Source organism: Bacillus sp. 3G2 (assembly GCF_044324725.1).
Classification (GTDB): domain Bacteria; phylum Bacillota; class Bacilli; order Bacillales; family Bacillaceae_G; genus Bacillus_A; species Bacillus_A mobilis.
On the sequence record NZ_CP172246.1, the window covers coordinates 2464867 to 2484900 of the forward strand.

19 protein-coding genes, 1 riboswitch and 1 other annotated feature are annotated in these 20034 nt (G+C 31.9%); of the genes, 16 read left to right on the forward strand and 3 right to left on the reverse strand.

Annotation, left to right across the window (positions count from 1 at the left end; translation table 11 throughout):
* Positions 1 to 276: 276 nt before the first annotated feature.
* Entirely contained in the window at positions 277 to 1455 is a 1179-nt protein-coding gene (locus tag ACHZK0_RS12540; RefSeq protein WP_262743319.1) for a macrolide family glycosyltransferase, read from the forward strand.
* 49 nt (positions 1456 to 1504) lie between these two features.
* Here the strand turns inward: ACHZK0_RS12540 and ACHZK0_RS12545 are convergent, their stop codons facing one another.
* Positions 1505 to 2188 carry an aspartate/glutamate racemase family protein gene (locus ACHZK0_RS12545; protein ID WP_262743320.1) on the reverse strand — a complete coding sequence of 228 codons (684 nt, stop codon included), beginning with the start codon at positions 2186 to 2188 and terminating at the stop codon, positions 1505 to 1507.
* 150 nt (positions 2189 to 2338) lie between these two features.
* Positions 2339 to 2454, forward strand: a riboswitch (SAM riboswitch).
* A gap of 139 nt (positions 2455 to 2593) precedes the next feature.
* Between ACHZK0_RS12545 and ACHZK0_RS12550 the strand changes: the two genes are divergently transcribed.
* From ACHZK0_RS12550 to ACHZK0_RS12565, 4 genes are all read left to right on the forward strand, one after another.
* Positions 2594 to 3142 (forward strand): ECF-type riboflavin transporter substrate-binding protein, encoded by a 549-nt coding sequence (locus ACHZK0_RS12550; RefSeq protein ID WP_262743321.1) that lies wholly within the window; start codon positions 2594 to 2596, stop codon positions 3140 to 3142.
* Between the two features lie 10 nt (positions 3143 to 3152).
* Positions 3153 to 4853 (forward strand): ABC transporter ATP-binding protein, encoded by a 1701-nt coding sequence (locus ACHZK0_RS12555; protein ID WP_270344086.1) that lies wholly within the window; start codon positions 3153 to 3155, stop codon positions 4851 to 4853.
* Positions 4846 to 5646, forward strand: coding sequence for an energy-coupling factor transporter transmembrane component T family protein (locus ACHZK0_RS12560; RefSeq protein WP_262743323.1), 801 nt, complete (start codon positions 4846 to 4848; stop codon positions 5644 to 5646). Before ACHZK0_RS12555 ends, ACHZK0_RS12560 begins: the two co-directional genes overlap by 8 nt.
* A 135-nt stretch (positions 5647 to 5781) precedes the next feature.
* Positions 5782 to 5889: a YjcZ family sporulation protein gene (locus ACHZK0_RS12565; protein WP_000120182.1), complete on the forward strand. Its 108-nt coding sequence runs from the start codon at positions 5782 to 5784 to the stop codon at positions 5887 to 5889.
* Positions 5890 to 5980: 91 nt separating this feature from the next.
* On the opposite strand, the gene ACHZK0_RS12570 is transcribed toward ACHZK0_RS12565, so the two are convergent.
* Positions 5981 to 7249 carry a LytS/YhcK type 5TM receptor domain-containing protein gene (locus tag ACHZK0_RS12570; protein WP_395761630.1) on the reverse strand — a complete coding sequence of 423 codons (1269 nt, stop codon included), beginning with the start codon at positions 7247 to 7249 and terminating at the stop codon, positions 5981 to 5983.
* Between the two features lie 86 nt (positions 7250 to 7335).
* Positions 7336 to 8217, reverse strand: coding sequence for a serine/threonine protein kinase (locus tag ACHZK0_RS12575; RefSeq protein ID WP_270344358.1), 882 nt, complete (start codon positions 8215 to 8217; stop codon positions 7336 to 7338).
* A gap of 127 nt (positions 8218 to 8344) precedes the next feature.
* On the opposite strand from ACHZK0_RS12575, the gene ACHZK0_RS12580 reads away from it, so the two are divergent.
* The 11 genes from ACHZK0_RS12580 (at position 8345) to ACHZK0_RS12630 (ending at position 19851) form a co-directional block, all read left to right on the forward strand.
* Positions 8345 to 8854 (forward strand): GrpB family protein, encoded by a 510-nt coding sequence (locus tag ACHZK0_RS12580; protein ID WP_395761631.1) that lies wholly within the window; start codon positions 8345 to 8347, stop codon positions 8852 to 8854.
* 116 nt (positions 8855 to 8970) lie between these two features.
* Entirely contained in the window at positions 8971 to 9501 is a 531-nt protein-coding gene (locus ACHZK0_RS12585) for a hypothetical protein (RefSeq protein ID WP_395761632.1), read from the forward strand.
* Between the two features lie 12 nt (positions 9502 to 9513).
* On the forward strand, positions 9514 to 10188 hold the full coding sequence (locus ACHZK0_RS12590; protein ID WP_395761633.1) for a response regulator transcription factor: 675 nt from the start codon (positions 9514 to 9516) through the stop codon (positions 10186 to 10188).
* The gene (locus ACHZK0_RS12595) at positions 10185 to 11603 is read left to right on the forward strand and encodes a sensor histidine kinase (protein ID WP_395761634.1); all 1419 of its coding nucleotides are present in this window, start codon (positions 10185 to 10187) and stop codon (positions 11601 to 11603) included. Before ACHZK0_RS12590 ends, ACHZK0_RS12595 begins: the two co-directional genes overlap by 4 nt.
* 104 nt (positions 11604 to 11707) lie before the next feature.
* Positions 11708 to 12694 carry a zinc-binding dehydrogenase gene (locus tag ACHZK0_RS12600; protein ID WP_262743343.1) on the forward strand — a complete coding sequence of 329 codons (987 nt, stop codon included), beginning with the start codon at positions 11708 to 11710 and terminating at the stop codon, positions 12692 to 12694.
* Between the two features lie 249 nt (positions 12695 to 12943).
* Complete coding sequence (locus ACHZK0_RS12605; protein WP_016134605.1) at positions 12944 to 13543, forward strand: undecaprenyl-diphosphatase; 600 nt, start codon at positions 12944 to 12946, stop codon at positions 13541 to 13543.
* 359 nt (positions 13544 to 13902) lie between these two features.
* The gene (locus tag ACHZK0_RS12610) at positions 13903 to 16041 is read left to right on the forward strand and encodes a penicillin-binding protein (protein ID WP_262743341.1); all 2139 of its coding nucleotides are present in this window, start codon (positions 13903 to 13905) and stop codon (positions 16039 to 16041) included.
* Positions 16042 to 16214: 173 nt separating this feature from the next.
* Positions 16215 to 16473 (forward strand) — a binding site (T-box leader).
* Positions 16474 to 16537: 64 nt separating this feature from the next.
* Positions 16538 to 17776 carry an MFS transporter gene (locus tag ACHZK0_RS12615; RefSeq protein WP_270344238.1) on the forward strand — a complete coding sequence of 413 codons (1239 nt, stop codon included), beginning with the start codon at positions 16538 to 16540 and terminating at the stop codon, positions 17774 to 17776.
* A 233-nt stretch (positions 17777 to 18009) separates the two neighbouring features.
* The gene (locus ACHZK0_RS12620; protein ID WP_262743339.1) at positions 18010 to 18603 is read left to right on the forward strand and encodes a GNAT family N-acetyltransferase; all 594 of its coding nucleotides are present in this window, start codon (positions 18010 to 18012) and stop codon (positions 18601 to 18603) included.
* A 206-nt stretch (positions 18604 to 18809) separates the two neighbouring features.
* On the forward strand, positions 18810 to 19265 hold the full coding sequence (locus ACHZK0_RS12625; protein WP_262743338.1) for a DUF1453 domain-containing protein: 456 nt from the start codon (positions 18810 to 18812) through the stop codon (positions 19263 to 19265).
* Between the two features lie 79 nt (positions 19266 to 19344).
* Complete coding sequence (locus ACHZK0_RS12630) at positions 19345 to 19851, forward strand: DUF3189 family protein (protein WP_131932217.1); 507 nt, start codon at positions 19345 to 19347, stop codon at positions 19849 to 19851.
* Positions 19852 to 20034 lie beyond the last annotated feature (183 nt).

A 20034-nucleotide genomic window follows, 5' to 3' on the forward strand; every position in this document is an offset into this window, starting at 1 on the left:
GAATAAAATGGGTGAAATAATTCTATCAATTATTCACCTTTTATAAAATAAATCATATATTGATAGCATAGGACAAGCTGAAAAGCTTATTCTATCCTCACAGAACACTCCTTATCACGGTTAGGCATCTACTTATGTAGATGCTTTTTTTGTTATTGACTGACAATTATTTATCAACCTTAAGTAGCAAGCATATTAGGACTATTAGGTGGAGATTGACGGTAATATTTACAGTATGATTAATAAGAGTATTGAAATGTAAGGAGTGAGAAATAAGTGCTAAATATTTTAGTGGTTAATTTTCCAGCAGAAGGACATGTGAATCCTACATTGGGTTTAGTCAAAGCCTTTACTGAACGGGGGGATCATGTACATTATATTACAACAGAACACTTTAAAGGCAGAATTGAAGATTTGGGAGCGACTGTATATACCCATCCAGATTTATTAAAGGAGATTTCTATTGATAATGAAACTTCATCTGGGCTGAATTCTTTCTTTTATGTACATGTTCAAACTTCTTTATATATATTAAAAATTACAAAACAATTATGTGAAAGAATAAATTTTGATTTCGTCATTTATGATATATTTGGTGCCGGAGAGTTAGTAAAGGAGTATTTACAAATTCCAGGCGTAGTTTCTTCTCCTATATTTTTAATTCCTCCAGAATTTTTGGAGACTTTACCTTTTCATCCAAATGCAGAAATACAATTTCAACCTGATGAACTTTCTGAAAAGTTATTATATCAAATAGAACACGAATTTGGAGTAAAGCCCAAAAATAATCTTCAATTTATGCATAATAAGGGTGATATTTCTCTCGTGTACACAAGTCGATATTTTCAACCTAATAGCGATGCGTTCGGAGAAAATAACATTTTTATTGGACCGAGTATTTCAAAGCGTAAAACAAATGTAGAGTTTCCACTTGAATTACTTAAAAATAAGAAAGTTATTTATATCTCAATGGGAACACTGCTTGAAGGACTCGAACCATTCTTTAATACTTGCATTGATACTTTTTCAGATTTTGATGGAATAGTTGTAATGGCAATTGGTGATAGAAATGATCGTTCTAAAATTAAGAAAGCGCCAGACAATTTTGTAATTGCTTCATACGTACCACAATCAGAAATATTAAGTGAAGCAGATGTTTTTATTACACATGGCGGCATGAATAGTGTGCACGATGCTATTTATTTTAATGTCCCATTTGTCATAATTCCACATGATAAAGACCAACCAATGATAGCACAAAGATTAACTGAGCTGGAAGCAGCACATAGATTATTGAAAGAGCATGTTAATGTGCAAACTCTAAATGAAGCGGTAATAGACGTTCTTTCAAATGAAAAGTATAAACATGGTATACGAAAACTGAATGATAGTTTTTTAGAATGCGGTGGTTCAAAAGAAGCAATCGAAGTTATTAAAGCTCTTTTAAATAAATAGTTTGGACAATATAAAAGCATAGAGATGCTACCTTTATGCTTTTATATTCTTATCCCGCAAACTGCACAGCAGTATTTGCATGTATTAAAGCAGTATCAAAAACAGGTACAGTAAGGTCGTTTTGAGAAATAAGCAAAGGAATTTCAGTACATCCAAGTAATATACCCTCTGCACCATTTTGAATTAATGATTTTGCAATTTGTAATAGCTTTTCTTTTGATGATTCTGAAATAATTCCTTTACTTAATTCATTTAAAATAACATGATGTATAAAATCTCTATCTTCTTTAATTGGGATAATTGTCTCAATGTTATAATTCGCTAGACGAGATTTATAGAAGTCTTGTTCCATCGTTTGTCTCGTTCCTAATAGTCCAATACGTTTTATATTATGCGCTACCATTTCTTTAGCACTTACATCACCGATGTGAAGGAGTGGTATTGATATTGCCTGTTCTACTTCTTCAGCAAATAAATGGACTGTATTGGAACACATTAATAAACATTCAGCCCCGGAATTTTCAACCTTTTTTGCAACGGTAACTAATTCATTTTTCACTTCTTCATATTGATGATTTTGTAATAAAGAAGTTACCTCGCCAAAATCCATGCTATATAAAACAAGCTTTGCATTTTGATCGTATTGAGAGAGTGTAAGTGTATTAATATGTTTATAGTATAACGATGTAGATTCCCAACTTAGTCCACCAATTAAACCAATTACTTTCATCATACATTCCTCCCGAAACAATTTTGAGTTCATTATTTCATAATTCCGATAAGAATACAATGATTTAAATGCATCATTTAACAAAAAATAAAAATAATTAGAAAAGTATTGAAATTTATTCTTCTTAGTGCCATAATACGAATTACAAATTAATACTTATCCAGAGAGGTGGAGGGAACGGCCCTATGAAACCTCAGCAACCCCTATGCACATTTATAGGAAGGTGCTAATTCCGCAGAGGACACGATGTGTTTTTTGGAAGATAAGAGGATTCTTGAACGTGAAAGAAAATGACCTCTTATATAAGGGGTCATTTTTTGTTGTATAGAAAGGAAGTGTCGATGCATAATTCATTTTCAAAATAAATATAGAGTAATAAAAGTTGACTAATATGAGAGGGGAATTGTAATGAACAAATTATCAACGAAGTTAGTAGTGGCAATCGGAATTGGAGCAGCATTATACGGGATATTAGGACTTTGGGGATTTTCTATTGCACCAAATACATTTATTAAACCTGCATTAGCTATTTTAACTGTTTTTGGAGCGTTATTTGGCCCAGTGGCAGGGCTGTTAATAGGACTTATCGGTCATACCGTAACGGATACAATCGCTGGTTGGGGTATTTGGTGGGGATGGGTTATTAGTTCAGGCATTATCGGCTTTGCAATGGGACTCATTCAAAAAAGAGTTGGCTTTAGTGTGAAAAACGGGACGTATAATAAGGGGAATATTTCTTATTTAGCTATTGTGGGGTTACTTGGTATTGTCATTGCTATTATATTTGCTGGTGCATTCGATATTATTGTGATGGGAGAACCGTTTGACAAAATTGTTATACAAGTATTAGGAGCAACAATTGCGGATGTTATTGTATTTTTAGTACTTGGGTTACCAATTACAATAGGTCTAGCTAAGTCTAATAAGAAACATACACATTTAAAAATTGAAAAGTAGGGATGTTAACATGCAACCAATTATTTCTTTTGAACAATTCAGCTTTCAATATGAGCATGCGGCGCAGCCTACTGTAAAAGACATTACGTTTCATATATATCCTGGGGAAAAAGTATTAATTGCTGGACGTAGTGGTTCAGGGAAGTCAACGTTAGCTCATTGTATTAATGGGCTAATCCCGTTTTCTTATGAAGGGATTTGTACTGGGAATATTTTAATTGCTGGAAAAGACCCGAGGAAAGGGAGTATTTTTGAACAGAGTAAACAGGTAGGAACAATTTTGCAGGATCAAGATGCTCAATTTATTGGTCTTACAGTAGAAGAAGATGTAGCTTTTTATTTAGAAAATGAATGTGTAAATCAAAACACTATGAAAAAAATTGTTTCAGATTCATTAAAAAAGGTAAAGATGCATTCTTTTCATAAACAAAGTCCACATGAATTATCAGGGGGACAAAAACAAACTGTTTCTCTAGCGGGGTTGTTAACAACGAATGCCGATATATTATTATTTGATGAACCTTTAGCGAATTTAGATCCTGTAAGTAGCTTACATACAATAGAACTTATTAAAGATATACATAAACAATATAATAAAACTATTGTAATTATTGAACACCGTATAGAGGAAATGTTAAATCTGGATTTAGATAAAATCATTTTAATGGATGACGGGGAAATTATTGCGATAGGCACTCCAGAAGAGATATTAACGTCAAATATATTACCATCTATCGGCTTAAGAGAACCTATGTACATAGAAGGATTAAAGAGATTACCTTTTGATAGTAATAATGCCGTAATATATCCACTCGAGAATCTTCAAAGAGAAAGTGTAAGTAGCGCAATAAATGAGTGGATGGAGAAGCAAGCTTTTTGTAAAAGCACTCCTACCAATAAAGAGTTATTAAAAGTAGAAAATTTATCGTTCTCCTATCCTAATAAACAAAAAGTATTAGAAAATATAAATTTCTCAATAAAAGAAGGAGAAATTGTAGCACTTTTAGGTCATAATGGCGCTGGAAAATCAACATTAGCTCATAGTCTTATAGGCATAAACAAAACAAAAAATGATAGGATTTTATTTGATGGAGTAAATATTAATTCTTGGTCTATTCGTAAACGTGGTGAAGTCATATCTTATGTGATGCAAAATCCAAATCACATGATTACGCAACCGACTGTGATAGAAGAGGTTTCATTCACATTAAAATTAAAAAAGGTTTCAAAGGAAGAAATTAAGCTTAGAGCGGAAGAAACGTTAAAAATTTGTGGTTTGTATCCATTTCGTAATTGGCCAATTCAGGCATTAAGTTATGGACAAAAAAAGAGAGTAACAATTGCATCTGTACTAACAACAAATCCGAAATTAATCATTTTAGATGAACCGACAGCGGGACAAGATTATTATCATTACAAACAATTTATGTCGTTTATTAAAAAACTAGCTGTAAAGGGAATATCTTTTATTTTTATCACACACGATATGAATCTCGCATTAGAATATGCAGACAGAGCAATCATTTTACATGAAGGGGAAATTATTGCAAATAATACTGCGTCTATCGTATTAGGTCATTCAAAAACGCTACAAAGAGCGAACCTAAGGGAAAGTTCTTTATTCAAACTAGTTAATTTTAGCGGGATTGCCTATCCTGAAAGGTTTATAGAACTTTATTTTGAGGTTACTAGGAGGGAGGAACTTGTATAGTACATACTTTCATCGTATGGATGGAGCAGTGAAATTGTTGTTATTTATTTTTTGTATGACGCTTACTTTTTTGTTTTTTGATTTTCGTATATTGTTTATTGTATTTATGATTGGTTGTATCGGACTTCAAATTGCAAAAATTCCATGTCGTAAAATTTTAATTGTTTTTAGTGTTATATTTACATTTAGTTTATTAAATTCTGTCATGATTTTATTTATTACACCAACCCATGGGTCTGAATTAACTGAATCATATACTTCGTTTTTACAAATCGGATATGCGACAATTACTTATGAAACATTATTTTATGCGGCTACACTTTCATTAAAATATTTTACGTTATTACCATTTACACTTATTTTTATTTATACGACTGATCCAAGTGAATTTGTGAGTAGCTTAAGTAAATTTCGAATTCATTATAAGATAACCTATGCAATAAAAATTGCGTTACGTTATATACCTGATATTCAGTCCGAATATAAAGTTATTAAACATGCACAAGAGGCGAGAGGAGTAGCCTTTGAAAAAGGAGAAGCAAGTTTATGGACTCGTATGAAAAATCGTGTCTTAATTTTTTGGCCTTTAATTATTCATTCACTAGAGAGAATCGATACAGTTTCAAATGCAATGGATTTAAGAGGATTTGGAAAAACGGATAAACGTACGTGGTTTTATACAAATAAAGCAAAAAGTGGGGATTTCATTGCTTTATTTGTAGGTGTTTTTATTTTAATTGTAGCAGTATATTTAAAGTTACATGTATTTCAAAACTTTTGGTATCCATTTTAAAGCACTCTCAAATGAGTGCTTTTATTTATTTTTTTGTAGACATGCTCAAAAAAGGGATATTTACATAATGTATAATACGAACCAGTTAAAATGATCAACTACCTATTAGTTTTCAAACCAAAAGGAGGAGAAATTATGAGTTACGGTGGTTCTTGTGGTTTTGGTGGAGGTTTCGCTTTATTAGTTGTGTTATTTATTTTATTAATTATCGTAGGATGCAGCTGCTGGGGCGGAGGGTACTAATTTCTATTAGTCTCCATAAATGTAAACTAAAAAAACATAGAAGATACTTATGTATCGAAACAAATAAAAAAGGAGCCATTATGCTCCTTTTTTATTTGTTTTCAGATGAGTTCGTATTCCATTTTGGGAATGTAATTGTCAAAGATGTACCCTTATTAATAACGCTTCGGATTTTCAAACTACCTTGCATCGTTTCAATGATTTTAACAGCAACCATGGTACCTAAACCTGTACCTTTCGTTTTTGTACTAAAATATGGTTCGCCAAATCGATTTATTTGCTCTTGTGACATACCAATGCCGCTGTCCTCAATTCGTATGATAACTTTATTATTACTAATAGATGAAGAGATATTTAAAGTACCACCATTAGGCATTGCTTCAATACCATTTTTTATTAAGTTTAAAAAACATTGTTGAAAGTGCTGCTTATTACCAACAATCGTTGCCTTAGAGAAATCTTTTGTAATATGTATTGTATTCATATTACATAATGGCAAAATCATATTAATAACTCGATTTAACTCTTGTTCTACTGAAATATGATCTAATTTTTCTGGAGCAGGCTTGGCAAACGTTAAGTAATCATCGATAATTTCTTGGGCACGATTTAACTCTTCAAGTATATGTTTAATATACTCGTCTCTCGATTCAGGAGTTAAATTCGGTGTTTTTAAAAGCTGTGTAAATCCTTTTACGACAGTTAAGGGATTTCTTACTTCGTGCGATATACTAGCAGCCAGTTGGCTAACAATCTCCATTTTTTCCATTTTTATTAGCTTCACTCGCATACATATTGCGTCTTTTAAAACTTCATTAAAATAAATTGCAAATAACATCAAAATAGTCGGTAATATTATGAAATAAATAATGTATAAATTATTCACTTCAAAATCCGATAAAGTTAATACAATTACAGTTGTAAATATTGCTAGAAAAAATGTTAAAAACATTGCATAAGCTACTTTAAGTTTTCTATTATATGTATTAAATTTTGCGGATGCGAATGCTGTAATGATAAACATTGTGCCATACACGAGTATGGTTAACATACTAAATCCATAAAATGAAATTCTTGTAATTAATAAAATAGCAAACAAAATGATACCGACAGGGAATCCACCATAAAGTGTACCAACTATAACTGGTATTTGTCTTAAATCATGAATACAATTTTCATCCATATAGATCGGATAACGCATACATAAAATAAGAGGGATACTCGTACAAAGGATAATAAGTAGTTTTTTATATTTCTTCAAATAGCGCCCGCTATCATATATAAAATAGAAAATAAATATACTACTTAAAATATAAAGAAGATTATTTAATACATTTTGATTAATATAAACAAAGTTCATAATATATGCCTCATTATTTTGAATTTCTATTTCATATGTATTATACATGATTATAGTAGAAACTTTTTGCTTTTAATAATATAAGTTTATATCTTTTTAGCATTTGCTACGTTTAACCATTCTTCATAAAATTCTTCAACTGATGCATATCGTTCCGTACGGTTTTCACTTACAGCACGGAAAGCTATCTCATATAACTCCTTACTTGCTTCCCATTTTATAAAAGAACGATCTTTTTCACCACCTAAAAGAGCAAAAGCCATTGCCCCCATATTAAATACATTTGTTCTCTCATCAATGATAGCGTTTAGCTGAAATTCCTCAGGGGACATAAAACGCGAGGATCCCCATAGTCGTCCCATTGTATTTACGTAGGGTTTCTTATTGTATAAATCTATATCACAAATCAGCGTTTCATTTGTATGGAAATTATATAAAATACTACCGTCATAAAAATCTATTGCTACATAGTTTTTCTCTTCGACATATGTATGGAAAGAAAAAATAGAATTTAAGGATTGAATTCGTTCCATAACTGATAAATGCTTAAATTTATAGAATGGAGAGTTTGGATTTTTATATTTCTCAGGGGACGGAAAACTCCAATGCGAATGAAGACATTCACCATCAAACCAATCGAAAATTAATACATATCCAGATTGAACAGGAAAATGCTCAATTAGTTTTATAAGTGATTCATGCTGTAATGCCTCATATAGGGAAACTGAATTTTTTAATTTATCAATAGCATCACTGATCTTGCCGTTATATGCAATTGTATTTGCTCCTGCATATTTAATAAATTTCTTATGCCCATCTTTTTCTACCCCGAAAGATAGATTCCCTGAATCTTGTTGGTCAAAAACCGCAAATACGGTTCCTAATTTCGTAAGCCAATCAAAATTATGATGTTCTTTTAATTGGAATGTTATTAGATTCAACTGAATTTCAACTGGATTAGCTTTCATAATATACCTCGCATTTATTATAATTAAGTTGTATATTTCAGTATTCGACATATTTTGTGAAAATCCTATGTTAATCACATGAAATTTTATAAATATAATAATAAATAATTATAAGAAGGTTGAAAAAGTGGAACAACAAATCGTAATTAAACCATATCAAAATGACTGGCAGGAAGAGTATGTAATAGAAAAAGAGAAATATATTTCTTTATTCGGAGGAGATTGTATTGCTATTGAACATATTGGAAGTACATCTGTAGAGGGATTAGGAGCGAAACCTATTATAGATATGATGATTGGCGTAACGGATTTGCAAATTACCGAAAAGTGGATTGAAGCGCTATTACAAATTGGATATGAATATGTCCCAAAAGAAACACCTAATTGGCGTTTTTTTAGAAAGGGAAAATGGAGAGCTGGTACTCATCATTTACATGTTTATATTTATAATAGTGAGGAGTGGAAGAATAACATTTTATTTCGTGATTTTCTTATAGAACATAAATGGGCACAAATTGAATATAGAGAATTAAAAGAGAAACTTGCAGCTACATATCCGTTTGATCGTGCTTCATATACAAATGCAAAAGCGCCGTTTATTCAAAATATAATAAAATTAGCTAAAAAAAATCACTAGAAAATTCAAGTGATCTTTAATTTCTCATTTTATTTTAATCTTTTTCTCATGTTCCTTTCTTTTTTATTTGATATTCTGCTTGTTATAGAAGGTTATAAGGAAGGAGCTTAAATGAATTGGAGAAGCTACTAAGAAATAAATATTTTCATTTGTATGTTAAAATTATTGGCATTATTATTATTTTTTGTAGTATAGCATTGTTATTTATTAATGTAATATACGGCAACACATTAAATATGAAATGGTTAAATAAGAAATTAGGTTCTTTCGGTGAATACGGCGCAATTTTAGCTGCATCGTTATGGATTTTACGTTATATATGGTTATTTTTTAAAAAGAAAAATATAATTGGGTTTAAATTGATAAAGGATGTATATCTTTTTATTAAAAAGTTTCACGTATTAATTGGATATACTGTATTAGCTGTATCAATTACTCACGGCATTTATTTTTTATTAAAAGGAAGTCCGCATTTGCTTATATTTTATAGTGGTATATTCTCTCTTTTCATTTTAATCATACTAGGAATCGTTGGATTTTTCTTACAGAAACACAATAAAAAAACAAACTTGATATTGTATAGAAAAGCACATCAAATCATTGCAATTATATTTGGGATAGGATTACTCATTCACTTAACTGTATAGGAGGAATTACTGTTGCAACACATATTAATTATTGAGGATGAGGAAAGTTTAGCTGATTTTTTAGAATTAGAATTAAAGTATGAAGGATATAAGGTAGACATTCAGTTTGATGGAAGGAAGGGATTAGAAGCCGCACTTGAAAAAAATTATGATCTTATTTTACTTGATTTAATGCTGCCTAGGTTAAATGGACTAGAAGTGTGTCGTAGATTAAGGGCAACTAAAAATACACCTATTATTATGTTGACTGCACGCGATAGTATTATGGACCGCGTGACAGGATTAGATAGCGGAGCCGATGATTATCTTCCGAAACCATTTGCAATTGAAGAGCTGTTAGCGCGAATGAGAGTTATATTTAGACGAGAAGAACATATAGAAAATAAACATGTTTCATCTCTTACATTCAAAGATTTACAGCTCCAGATTGAATCGCGAACGATTACGAAAGGAAATGAAGAAATCGAACTAACAAATAAAGAATTTGAACTATTACTGATGTTTATGAAAAATATTAATAGAGTACTTACCCGTGATGTTTTATTGGATCAAGTATGGGGATATGACGCGATGGTTGAGACAAATATCGTTGATGTATACGTTCGTTATTTACGTAACAAGTTACATAGTGTGGATAAGGAGGAATATATCCAAACGGTCCGCGGTGCTGGATATATAATGAAATGATTAAAAATATTGTGCATCGAATTCGAAATCTACCTATAAAGTGGAAACTAACACTTTGGTCGACTACTCTAGTATTTATTTTATTCATTTTATATAGTGCTCTGCAGTTTATTGTAATAAATAAGTGGACTATAGACTATGAACAGAAACAAATAAATAGACAAGTGACAGAAATAGCGGCCTATTTCCAAGATAAAAATGATACCCTTTCGAGTAAAACGTTTGAAAACAGTAAAGATTTCTTAAACAATATGATTGATAAACATCAAATGATTCGTATTATCGGTATGGACGGGAAAACAATTGTTACTGTTTCGCGAGAGTTTAATGAAGCGTGGATAAAACCAAAACAAGTTACACAAGAGGAATTATTTATAAAAAGACATGTAGAAGATCGTATATTAGTTCAGCGTATACCAATTCAAACAAAAGAGTTCACTGGTACTATTGAACTTACGAAAAACTTAGAGGCTTTCGATCATTTATTAAAGATTATTTTAGTGGTAATGGTTATTGCCGGAATATGTGGACTAATCTTTAGTTTTTTAGGTGGTTTACTAATTACGAAAAAACTATTATCAAGTGTTCAAAATATAACGGATACGATGAAACGTATTAAGAAAAATGGACTAAATGAACGAGTTCCAGTACGTGAAAATAATGATGAACTTGCAAAATTATCGTTTCTTTTTAACGAAATGATGGATGAGGTAGAAACTTCTTTTACACAACAGAAACAGTTTGTAGAAGACGCATCCCATGAATTGAGAACACCACTAACAATTATTCAAGGACACTTGTCCATGTTAAATCGGTGGGGGAAAAATGATCCAGCAGTTTTAGATAAATCGCTTCAATCAAGTTTAAAGGAAGTTGATCGTTTAAATAAGTTAGTTTTAGAATTGCTAGAACTATCAAGAGCTGAATCAGAACAGATGCATCCAATTGCAGCTGATCCAGTCCATGTAAATAGCATATTAAAACAAGTTACACAAAACTTTGGCGTACTTCAAACTGAATTCCAATTTGATATGAAACTGGGTGAAAATGCGGCATATGTCTCAATACCTTCATCTTACTTAGAACAAATTATTATTATCGTAATGGATAACGCAGTGAAATATACAAAAGAAGTTAATAAATATATTTGTATTGAATCTAGTGTACAATCAGGGAAAGTTAAAATCCGTATTATAGATCGTGGAGCGGGAATATCCGAAGCTGATTTACCTTTTGTTCTTAACCGCTTTTATCGTGTGGACAAAGCAAGAAGTCGAAAACAGGGTGGAAATGGTCTAGGTTTGTCTATTGCAAAACGACTTATAGAGAAATACAACGGAACGATACAAATAGAGAGTAAAGAAGACGAAGGAACAATCGTTACGATTATACTGCCTACCGTTTTACTTAAATAATTCGGAAAGAAGGGATGTTTTGTGCATTCCTTCTTTTTTATGGTCAAATTATTTTGTTTATTTCGAACTTTCTAGTACATTAGAATTATGAAGGGGGAATAATAATGAAAGCTATCGTACAACAATATAAATCTGGTTTTGAAGGGGTAGAGTATAAAGTATTACCAGAGATAACACCCAATGCTGGAGAAGTGAAAGTGAAATTAAAATCAGCCGGCTTAAATCATCGTGATTTATTTATAATGAATAATAGAAAAGAAATGCAATTACCATTAGTTCTAGGATCAGATGGTGCAGGTATTGTTACGGAAATTGGAGAAGGGGTTTCAGGTGCTTTATTGCAAACCGGGGTTATTATTAATCCTAGTATTGGATGGGATAATATTGCTGAAATACCTGAGTTACCAGAGGTGTTAGGTGGACCGAAAGATGGAACGTTTGCAGAATATGTTATTGTGCCAGCTGAAAATGTAGTGGCAAAACCGTCATATCTTTCTTGGGAAGAGTCTGGGGTTCTATCTTTATCGGCACTAACTGCATATAGAGCGCTTTTTACAAAGGGTAAATTAAAGTGTGGAGAACATGTTTTAATTCCGGGGATAGGTGGCGGTGTTGCGACATTTGCTATGTTATTTGCAAAAGCAATTGGTGCAAAAGTAAGTGTTACTTCAAGGGTAGAGAGTAAAAGAAAGTTTGCCGAAACATACGGCGCAGACTTTTCTTTTAATAGTTCTGGAAATTGGGAAGAGAGTTTAAGCGGAAAGAAAGTAGATTTAATAATTGATAGTATAGGTCCTGCAACATTTTTAAAATACTTTGATGTATTAAAACCAAATGGGAGAATTGTTAATTTCGGTGCAAGCTCAGGAGATAAAATTGAATTACCATTACGAGCATTATTTTATAATCAAATCGATATAATGGGAACATCTATGGGTAGCCGTGAGGAATTTCATGAAATGGTTATGTTTATAGAGAAACATAAAATTAAACCAATTATTGATAAAGTATATTCGTTAGAAGAAGCCATTCAGGCGTTAAATCGTATGGAACAAGGAGAACAATTTGGTAATATCGCACTTCGTATGTAATAAAAATATGATTTCGCAACTAGTATATTTAAATAACTATGTTATGTATTCTACACATAAAAAGCGTATGATTCGTATTGTTTGAAAGGTTTTTCAGCTTTATACATAATTAGCGGATATAATTAGTCTTACTATTGTCAAATGAGTACTAGTAAAATGAGAATTTGATGAGAAAAGTTTAAGCCCATTTTCATATTGATGTTGTATACTGTGTAAATCAAGAACGCTTTTATGTAAGGAGAGAGTATTATGAATTACACAGTATTTCAATGGTTTAATAATTTTGCTGGATCGTCCAAACTATTAGATACGCTAATGATTGCAATTACAAATAGTGCTGTATATGTAGCAATTTTGTTTATGTTTATCTTATGGTTTAATAATGGAAAGAAAGTCAATGCCATTAAAAAACAATACACAGTGTTATATACGACACTTTCAGTCATTATCGCATTACTAGTAAATGTTGTGATACATGCGGTATATTACCATCCACGTCCGTTTGTATCACATGATGTACATCAATTAGTGCCACATGCAGCAGACTCATCATTTGTAAGTGATCATTCTGTACTTGTATTTTCTATTGCATTTGTATTTTTGCTTAGAGGAGAAAAACTTAAATATGTCGCTCTTATATGGGCAGTATTAGTTGGTGTTTCACGTATGTACGTAGGAGTTCATTATCCTCTAGATATACTTGGTGCTGCTTTCTTAACATTTATTACGAGCGGTTTAGTAGTGCAAAGTACACGTATGTTTGAACCGATAGCGAAATTTGTATTTAAAATGTACGCATTAGTAGCGAAACGAATTCCTTTTTTAGCGAAATATAATCATATAGCTTAATTCTTATAAATAACTATTTGTAAGTTCGTTTAAAAGTTCTCCTTTGGAAATCCAGAGGGGAACTTTTTTATTGTTCACAAGAAAAGGACATATGTATTAAAAGAGTTGCGAAAGTACAACTGAGTTAGTACATATTAAATTTGTAGCTTATTATAAAGTTAACCATCTAGTGACAGAATACTCATAAATTTCACGCACCGTACTGTAATTAAAAAAATAAAATAAGAAACAATAACTACTTTCAGAACGATTTAAAGAAATTAAAAGGAAAAGTTCGAAACATATAGTATTGAAAGCAAAAACGACATAATTTATAGCACACCATAGCAGTAATTAATTGTGAAAGAAAGGGGATAAATATGCATAAACTTCAAACGAATAAAGGCGCGCGGTATTTTATGGTTGCTTTTATTGTTTTGTTTCTTATTATGCTTTCGCGTTTTTTCTATATACAGGCAGTAGGAGTCTTGCATAATGTGAATGTAAAAGATTTAGCAAACGAGCAACATAATAAAAATGGTGTTTTGGAAGCGAATCGTGGCACAATATATGATCAAGCTGGAAAGGTGCTAGTCCAAGATTCCACAACGTATCGTGTTGTTGTAAATTTGAAAGGTACAGATAAGGTGAAAAATAAAGAGGAAACTGCAAGACAATTAGCTAATGCACTTGAAATTGATAAAGAGGACGTATTAAAAAATTTTCATGAGGGTCGTACACAAGTTGAAATCGGAAAAGTTGGCCGGAATTTATCTAGAGAAGTGAAGGAACAAATTAGACAATTAAAAATCCCAGGTGTATCCTTTTTGACAGAGAAAGCAAGAGTATATCCAAATGAAGATTTCGCATCCTATATACTTGGTTTTGCTAGACCAGACAATAAAGGAAATACAGAAGGGAAATTTGGACTTGAAAAGAGTCTGGATAAATATTTGCGCTCGACAAATGGGAAAATAGAATATGTGGGAGCACCAAGAGGAATCCCGCTTACAAATGATATAGGGAAAATAGAACCCGCTAAAAATGGGAATAACGTATACCTTACACTCGATAAACAAATTAATAGTTTTTTAGAAGAAGCGATGAATAAGGCACAAGAGCACTATGATCCTTCTATGCTAGTAGGAATCATAGCGGATCCAAAAACAGGAAAAGTTTTAGCAATGTCTAGTAAACCTAGTTTTAATCCTAATAAAGGCGATATCGAATATTTTTTAAATGATCCAATCGCAAATGCATACGAACCAGGTTCAACAATGAAAATATTTACGCTAGCTGCAGCAATTAATGAAGGGGTATATAACGGGAAAGAATATTTCCAATCAGGAAAATATTCCGTTGGTTCATCTGATATTAAAGATCATAATGGTGGATTTGGATGGGGATCTATTACATTTGATGAAGGCTTTGAAAGATCATCAAACGTAGCTTTTTCTATTTTAGAAGATCAGTTATTAAAACCAGATAAATTTAAGCAATATATGAATAAATTTGGATTCAACCAAAAAACCGGAATAGATTTACCTGGTGAAAGTAAAAATACTTTATTATTAAATACACAAATCCAACAAGTTACAACTTCTTTCGGACAAGGTTCTACAGTAACTCCGATTCAATTAATCCAAGCAGCTACCGCTATAGCTAATGACGGGAAAATGATGCAACCATATATCGTTGACAAAGTTGTAAATCCAACAAACAAACAAGTTATTATGGAAAATCAACCGAAAGAAACTGGGAATCCGATAAAAAAAGAGACAGCGGACAAGGTAAGAGACTTAATGGAGCGTGTTATTACATCTTCAAAAGGTACCGGTACAATGTATAAAGTGGATGGTTATCCAATAGGAGGTAAGACAGGAACAGCACAAATTCCTAATCCTGAAAATGGACGATATATGGAAGGAAAAGAAAATTATATTTTTTCATTCTTAGGAATGGCTCCGATTGATGACCCAGAGTTAATTGTATACTTAGCTATTAAGCAGCCAAAGTTAAAGGGAGACGAGTATGGAGCTCAGCCGCTTGCTGAAATATTTAAACCAGTTGTGAAAAATAGCCTTGAATATTTAAAGGTGAAACCATACACAGAAAAACAAATGGCTGATGCAACGAAAAAATCCCAATTAAAAGTACAAAATCATGTCAATCAATCAATGGATACAGTAGAGAATAATGTAAAAAAAGAGAAGTTCCAACCGATAATTTTAGGTGAAGGAAAAATAATAAAACAATATCCGCAGTCTGGTGAAGTAATGAGTGAAGGTGATCGTATATTTTTATTAGGAAGCAACGCAAAAATGCCAAATTTACAAGGTTGGTCAATGCGTGATGTTATGTATTTCTCTAAATTATTAAAATTAGATTTAAAAACTACAGGTACAGGCTATGTAACAAATCAAAGCATTGAAAAAGGACAAGCTATACAAGAAGGAGATGCATTACAACTAGACTTAGAACCACCGTTACAACCGTTAGCAGAGGCGAATACAAATTAATTTCAACACTTTGAAGAGCCTAGATCCAATAGGTTCTTTTTAGAGTTATAAGTAATTTCACGCACCGTAATTTTTAGAAAAAATAATAAATAAGAAAATCATCAGAAACAGGTCGTTAAATATCTGATTATTTTTTATTTACAGTTAAAATTAATTGTGATAATATGGAAAAATCAAATGCAGTGAAGAGAAGAGTAAATAAAATGAATTTTTCACAGAGAGCTCCATTTAGCTGAAAAGGAGTAAAAATTCTTTATTGAACCAAGCCTCTGAGCAGCGCATCGGAACTTATTATGAGGGGATGGTGTGACGGGAGCTCCCGTTATAGAGCTATGGTATAAGCATGAATTATAATGCAGTACCTGATAAGGTTAATGTGGCGACATATTAACAAACTAGGGTGGCACCGCGATGATAAATCTCGTCCCTAAGACTAAAGTCTTGGGGGTGGGATTTTTTTGTTGTTTTAAAACAATTTGGAAAGCGGGGGCCTAAAATGAAAAACTTATTTAAAGATTGGAAGTATCCTTTATTACTACTGTCAGGCGTTGGAATTGCGAATTTAGGGGCATGGATTTACTTAATAGCACTGAATGTACTCGTCTATAATATGGGGGGCTCAGCCTTAGCTGTTGCTACTTTGTATGTAATTAAACCATTAGCCGCCTTATTTACAAACGCTTGGTCAGGAAGTATGATTGATCGTTTAAATAAACGGAAGTTAATGATTCACCTTGATATATATCGTGCGGTATTTATCGCTATTTTACCTTTACTTCCATCACTTTGGATTGTTTATGTAGTTGTATTCTTTATAAGTATGGCGAGTGCGATTTATGAGCCAACTGCTATGACGTATATGACGAAATTAGTACCAGTAGAGCAAAGACAACGTTTTAACTCATTACGTAGTTTAATAGGATCTGGTGCATTTTTAATTGGTCCAGCGATAGCGGGAGTATTGTTAATAGCAAGTACACCAGAGTTTGCTATCTATATAAATGCTATAGCATTTCTCTTATCAGGAGTAATTACATTGCTGTTACCTAATCTTGATAAAAAATCTGATATTCATACATCAAATGAGACGTTATCTCTAGCTGTACTAAAAAAAGATTGGAACATCGTTTTAAATTTTAGTAAAAAATCTTTGTATATCGTTTTTGTGTATTTCTTATTTCAAGGAATGATGATTTTAGTTGCCGCAAATGATTCACTTGAATTATCATTTGCGAAAGAGGTTTTATTGTTAACAGATAGTGAATATGGCTTTTTAGTTAGTATTGCTGGAGCTGGGTTTATTTTAGGAGCCATATCAAATACAATTTTATCAAAAAAATTAACACCTTCATTTTTAATTGGAATAGGATCATTATTCATCGCAATCGGTTATTTAATTTATGCTTTTTCAAATGAGTTCTTACAAGCTACTATCGGATTCTTTATTTTATCTTTCTCTATGGCGTATGCAAATACAGGATTTAACACCTTTTATCAAAATAATGTCCCTGTCCATATGATGGGACGGATTGGCAGTATATATGGGCTTGTGATTGCAGGTATCACCATTTTGATTACGATTTTGTTCGGAGTTGCAACACAAGTTATTTCTATACAACTTGTCGTTATCGTAGGGTCATTAGTAATGCTACTTATTACTATCCTATTATGTGTGTTTACTTTATTACCTTCAAGATCCAAGGTATATCATACTGAAACAATAGATTCTAAATAATTTTAAGTGTCACTCTTTAATTAGTTTATGTAACTAGAGGATTCTTCCATCTATATATTGAATAATAATTAGGTGGAAGATTCTTAGTTGCATTATGATCAATACAGAGCATGTAATTTCGAAAAGTGTAAAAGAATTACACTATGGATTAGAGTGTTCAAGTGGTATATATCCAAATTAACGATATAGGAATTAAAAAATTAATAAAAATATAGAGGGAGTTTTTAGATTACATGGATATTAAGATTAGAGCGTATAAAAAATCTGATGAAACAGGCTGGGTACGTTGTCGTGTGTTGTCTTTTTTAGATACAGCATATTACGATAATGTATTTAGAGAAAAAGAAAAATATGAAAATCCTGCTATTGAATTAGTAGCTCTATATGAAAATCAAATTGTGGGTTTAATAGATATTGAATATGAATTAGAAGAACGTACAGTTTGTTCAAGAGGGACTGGTCTTGGCGGCATGATTTGGCATATTGCAGTTCATCCGGATTTCCGTAGAATGAAGATTGCTAATCAACTATTAAATGAGGCAGAGAAGTTAGCGAAAGAACTTAACCTCAATCGATTAGAAGCATGGACTAGAGACAACCTATGGGTACATGGGTGGTATGAAAAGAACGGATTTGTAAACGTAGATTCATATTTACACATATACTCCGATCATACAGACGAGATAAAAGGTGTAATGAGAAGTAATATAGATAAATTATATCCAGTTCAAACATTTGCTCATTATACGGGTGAAAATAAAGAAGAGATCAGAAAACAATTTAAACGAGTTCACGATTGTTTTTGTTTTGAAAAGTATTTTAACTAACTAGAAAACCTTTATTTTATAAAATGAAGATACTATAGACGTACGAGTAAAAAGTACGTCTTTTTATTTTTGAAAAATAATACTTCAGACTGATGAGGAATCCCATTCCATATTTTACAATTTAAAGTGACTATCGCATTTTAAGTATGGAGTAAAAAGAGGTGAATATAATTTTATAAGTAAACAAGTATAAAGGGGGATACTAAATGGATATTTTACTTGTTATTCTTATTATCGTATTAATGCAAAGTAAGGAACGTAAAGTGAAAGTTAATCGCATTTGGCTCGTTCCGGCTTTGTTATGCTTTGTAACAATCCAGTCCATTATTCATATGGGACAATTGACTATATTACAATTTCTACTATTTGTTGCCATGCTCGGAATTGGATTGGTTCTTGGAGTTATTAGAGGAAAAGCTTTAACATTTCGAATAGATAGTGAAACGGGTCATGTATTACGAAAAGGAAATTGGTTAAGCACAATAATTCTTCTTATTATTTTAGGTGCGAAAATTGTAATTAAGCAAAGTATGTTTTCTGGCAGTACGCATTACACATTAATGGTTGTAACGAATGCCTTTTTATGCGTCACATTAGGTACAGTAATAAGTAGACGATATTATATTTGGAAAAAATATAACGAGTTAATACAAAAAGTGTAAATACATGTATCCCTTGTTTAACAATGCTGTGAACGGTAATACTAAATAACATTGAATTTTTACAACAAGGGATGATAATATGATATTCATTTACACAGATTTCGGCGGAACGCATTCAACTGCACTCGCTGCAGCGTATCATTTAAATAAATTACCAACGGATCGTAAGTTAACGAAAGAAGAAATATTAAATGTAGATTACTTTAATAAATTGAAAACAGAGGATATGGGGAAAATCATTTTTCATGGAGTAGACGAATATGAGAATCCTGTATATACAATTGGGTGTGGGGCATCCAAAGTCGTCGTACCTGCGATGAAGCATTTAGGAGAGATTCTGCAAAAACATTATCATAGCCATGAAAAAATTATTTTTTCTAATACATCACCAACAGTACCTTTACCTATGACTTTCGGTGGACTATTTTCTAGAAGGTTCCACATCGATTTTATCGGTGTACCATTACTCGTATGGGGAGCAAAACTTAGTTGTGATAACATACAAAGACTTGTTAGTTATACGAAAGAAGCTGGCCGATTGACGAATGATTATGTTGTAATTTTAGATAATGAAACTTTTAAATAATGTACGATAAGAAGAAAATGGGGCAAATACTTCGGTTTTCTTCTTTTTTTCGTGAAAATGACAAAAAATATTCACATTTAATATGCATCTACTATAGCCAAAACAATAAAGTCCTGTTACTATTACAGGGATATTCTCTTTTCGTAACATAAATATATAGAAAAGTCAGAAAAGAGGAATTGA

Bases quoted from the DNA above. Each gene is read 5' to 3' on its own strand.
- ACHZK0_RS12545 (WP_262743320.1), bottom strand. From the start codon at position 2,188: ATGATGAAAGTAATTGGTTTAATTGGTGGACTAAGTTGGGAATCTACA.
- ACHZK0_RS12550 (WP_262743321.1), top strand. From the start codon at position 2,594: ATGAACAAATTATCAACGAAGTTAGTAGTGGCAATCGGAATTGGAGCA.
- ACHZK0_RS12555 (WP_270344086.1), top strand. From the start codon at position 3,153: ATGCAACCAATTATTTCTTTTGAACAATTCAGCTTTCAATATGAGCAT.
- ACHZK0_RS12565 (WP_000120182.1), top strand. From the start codon at position 5,782: ATGAGTTACGGTGGTTCTTGTGGTTTTGGTGGAGGTTTCGCTTTATTA.
- ACHZK0_RS12570 (WP_395761630.1), bottom strand. From the start codon at position 7,249: ATGAACTTTGTTTATATTAATCAAAATGTATTAAATAATCTTCTTTAT.
- ACHZK0_RS12575 (WP_270344358.1), bottom strand. From the start codon at position 8,217: ATGAAAGCTAATCCAGTTGAAATTCAGTTGAATCTAATAACATTCCAA.
- ACHZK0_RS12595 (WP_395761634.1), top strand. From the start codon at position 10,185: ATGATTAAAAATATTGTGCATCGAATTCGAAATCTACCTATAAAGTGG.
- ACHZK0_RS12600 (WP_262743343.1), top strand. From the start codon at position 11,708: ATGAAAGCTATCGTACAACAATATAAATCTGGTTTTGAAGGGGTAGAG.
- ACHZK0_RS12605 (WP_016134605.1), top strand. From the start codon at position 12,944: ATGAATTACACAGTATTTCAATGGTTTAATAATTTTGCTGGATCGTCC.
- ACHZK0_RS12610 (WP_262743341.1), top strand. From the start codon at position 13,903: ATGCATAAACTTCAAACGAATAAAGGCGCGCGGTATTTTATGGTTGCT.
- ACHZK0_RS12615 (WP_270344238.1), top strand. From the start codon at position 16,538: ATGAAAAACTTATTTAAAGATTGGAAGTATCCTTTATTACTACTGTCA.
- ACHZK0_RS12620 (WP_262743339.1), top strand. From the start codon at position 18,010: ATGGATATTAAGATTAGAGCGTATAAAAAATCTGATGAAACAGGCTGG.
- ACHZK0_RS12625 (WP_262743338.1), top strand. From the start codon at position 18,810: ATGGATATTTTACTTGTTATTCTTATTATCGTATTAATGCAAAGTAAG.
- ACHZK0_RS12630 (WP_131932217.1), top strand. From the start codon at position 19,345: ATGATATTCATTTACACAGATTTCGGCGGAACGCATTCAACTGCACTC.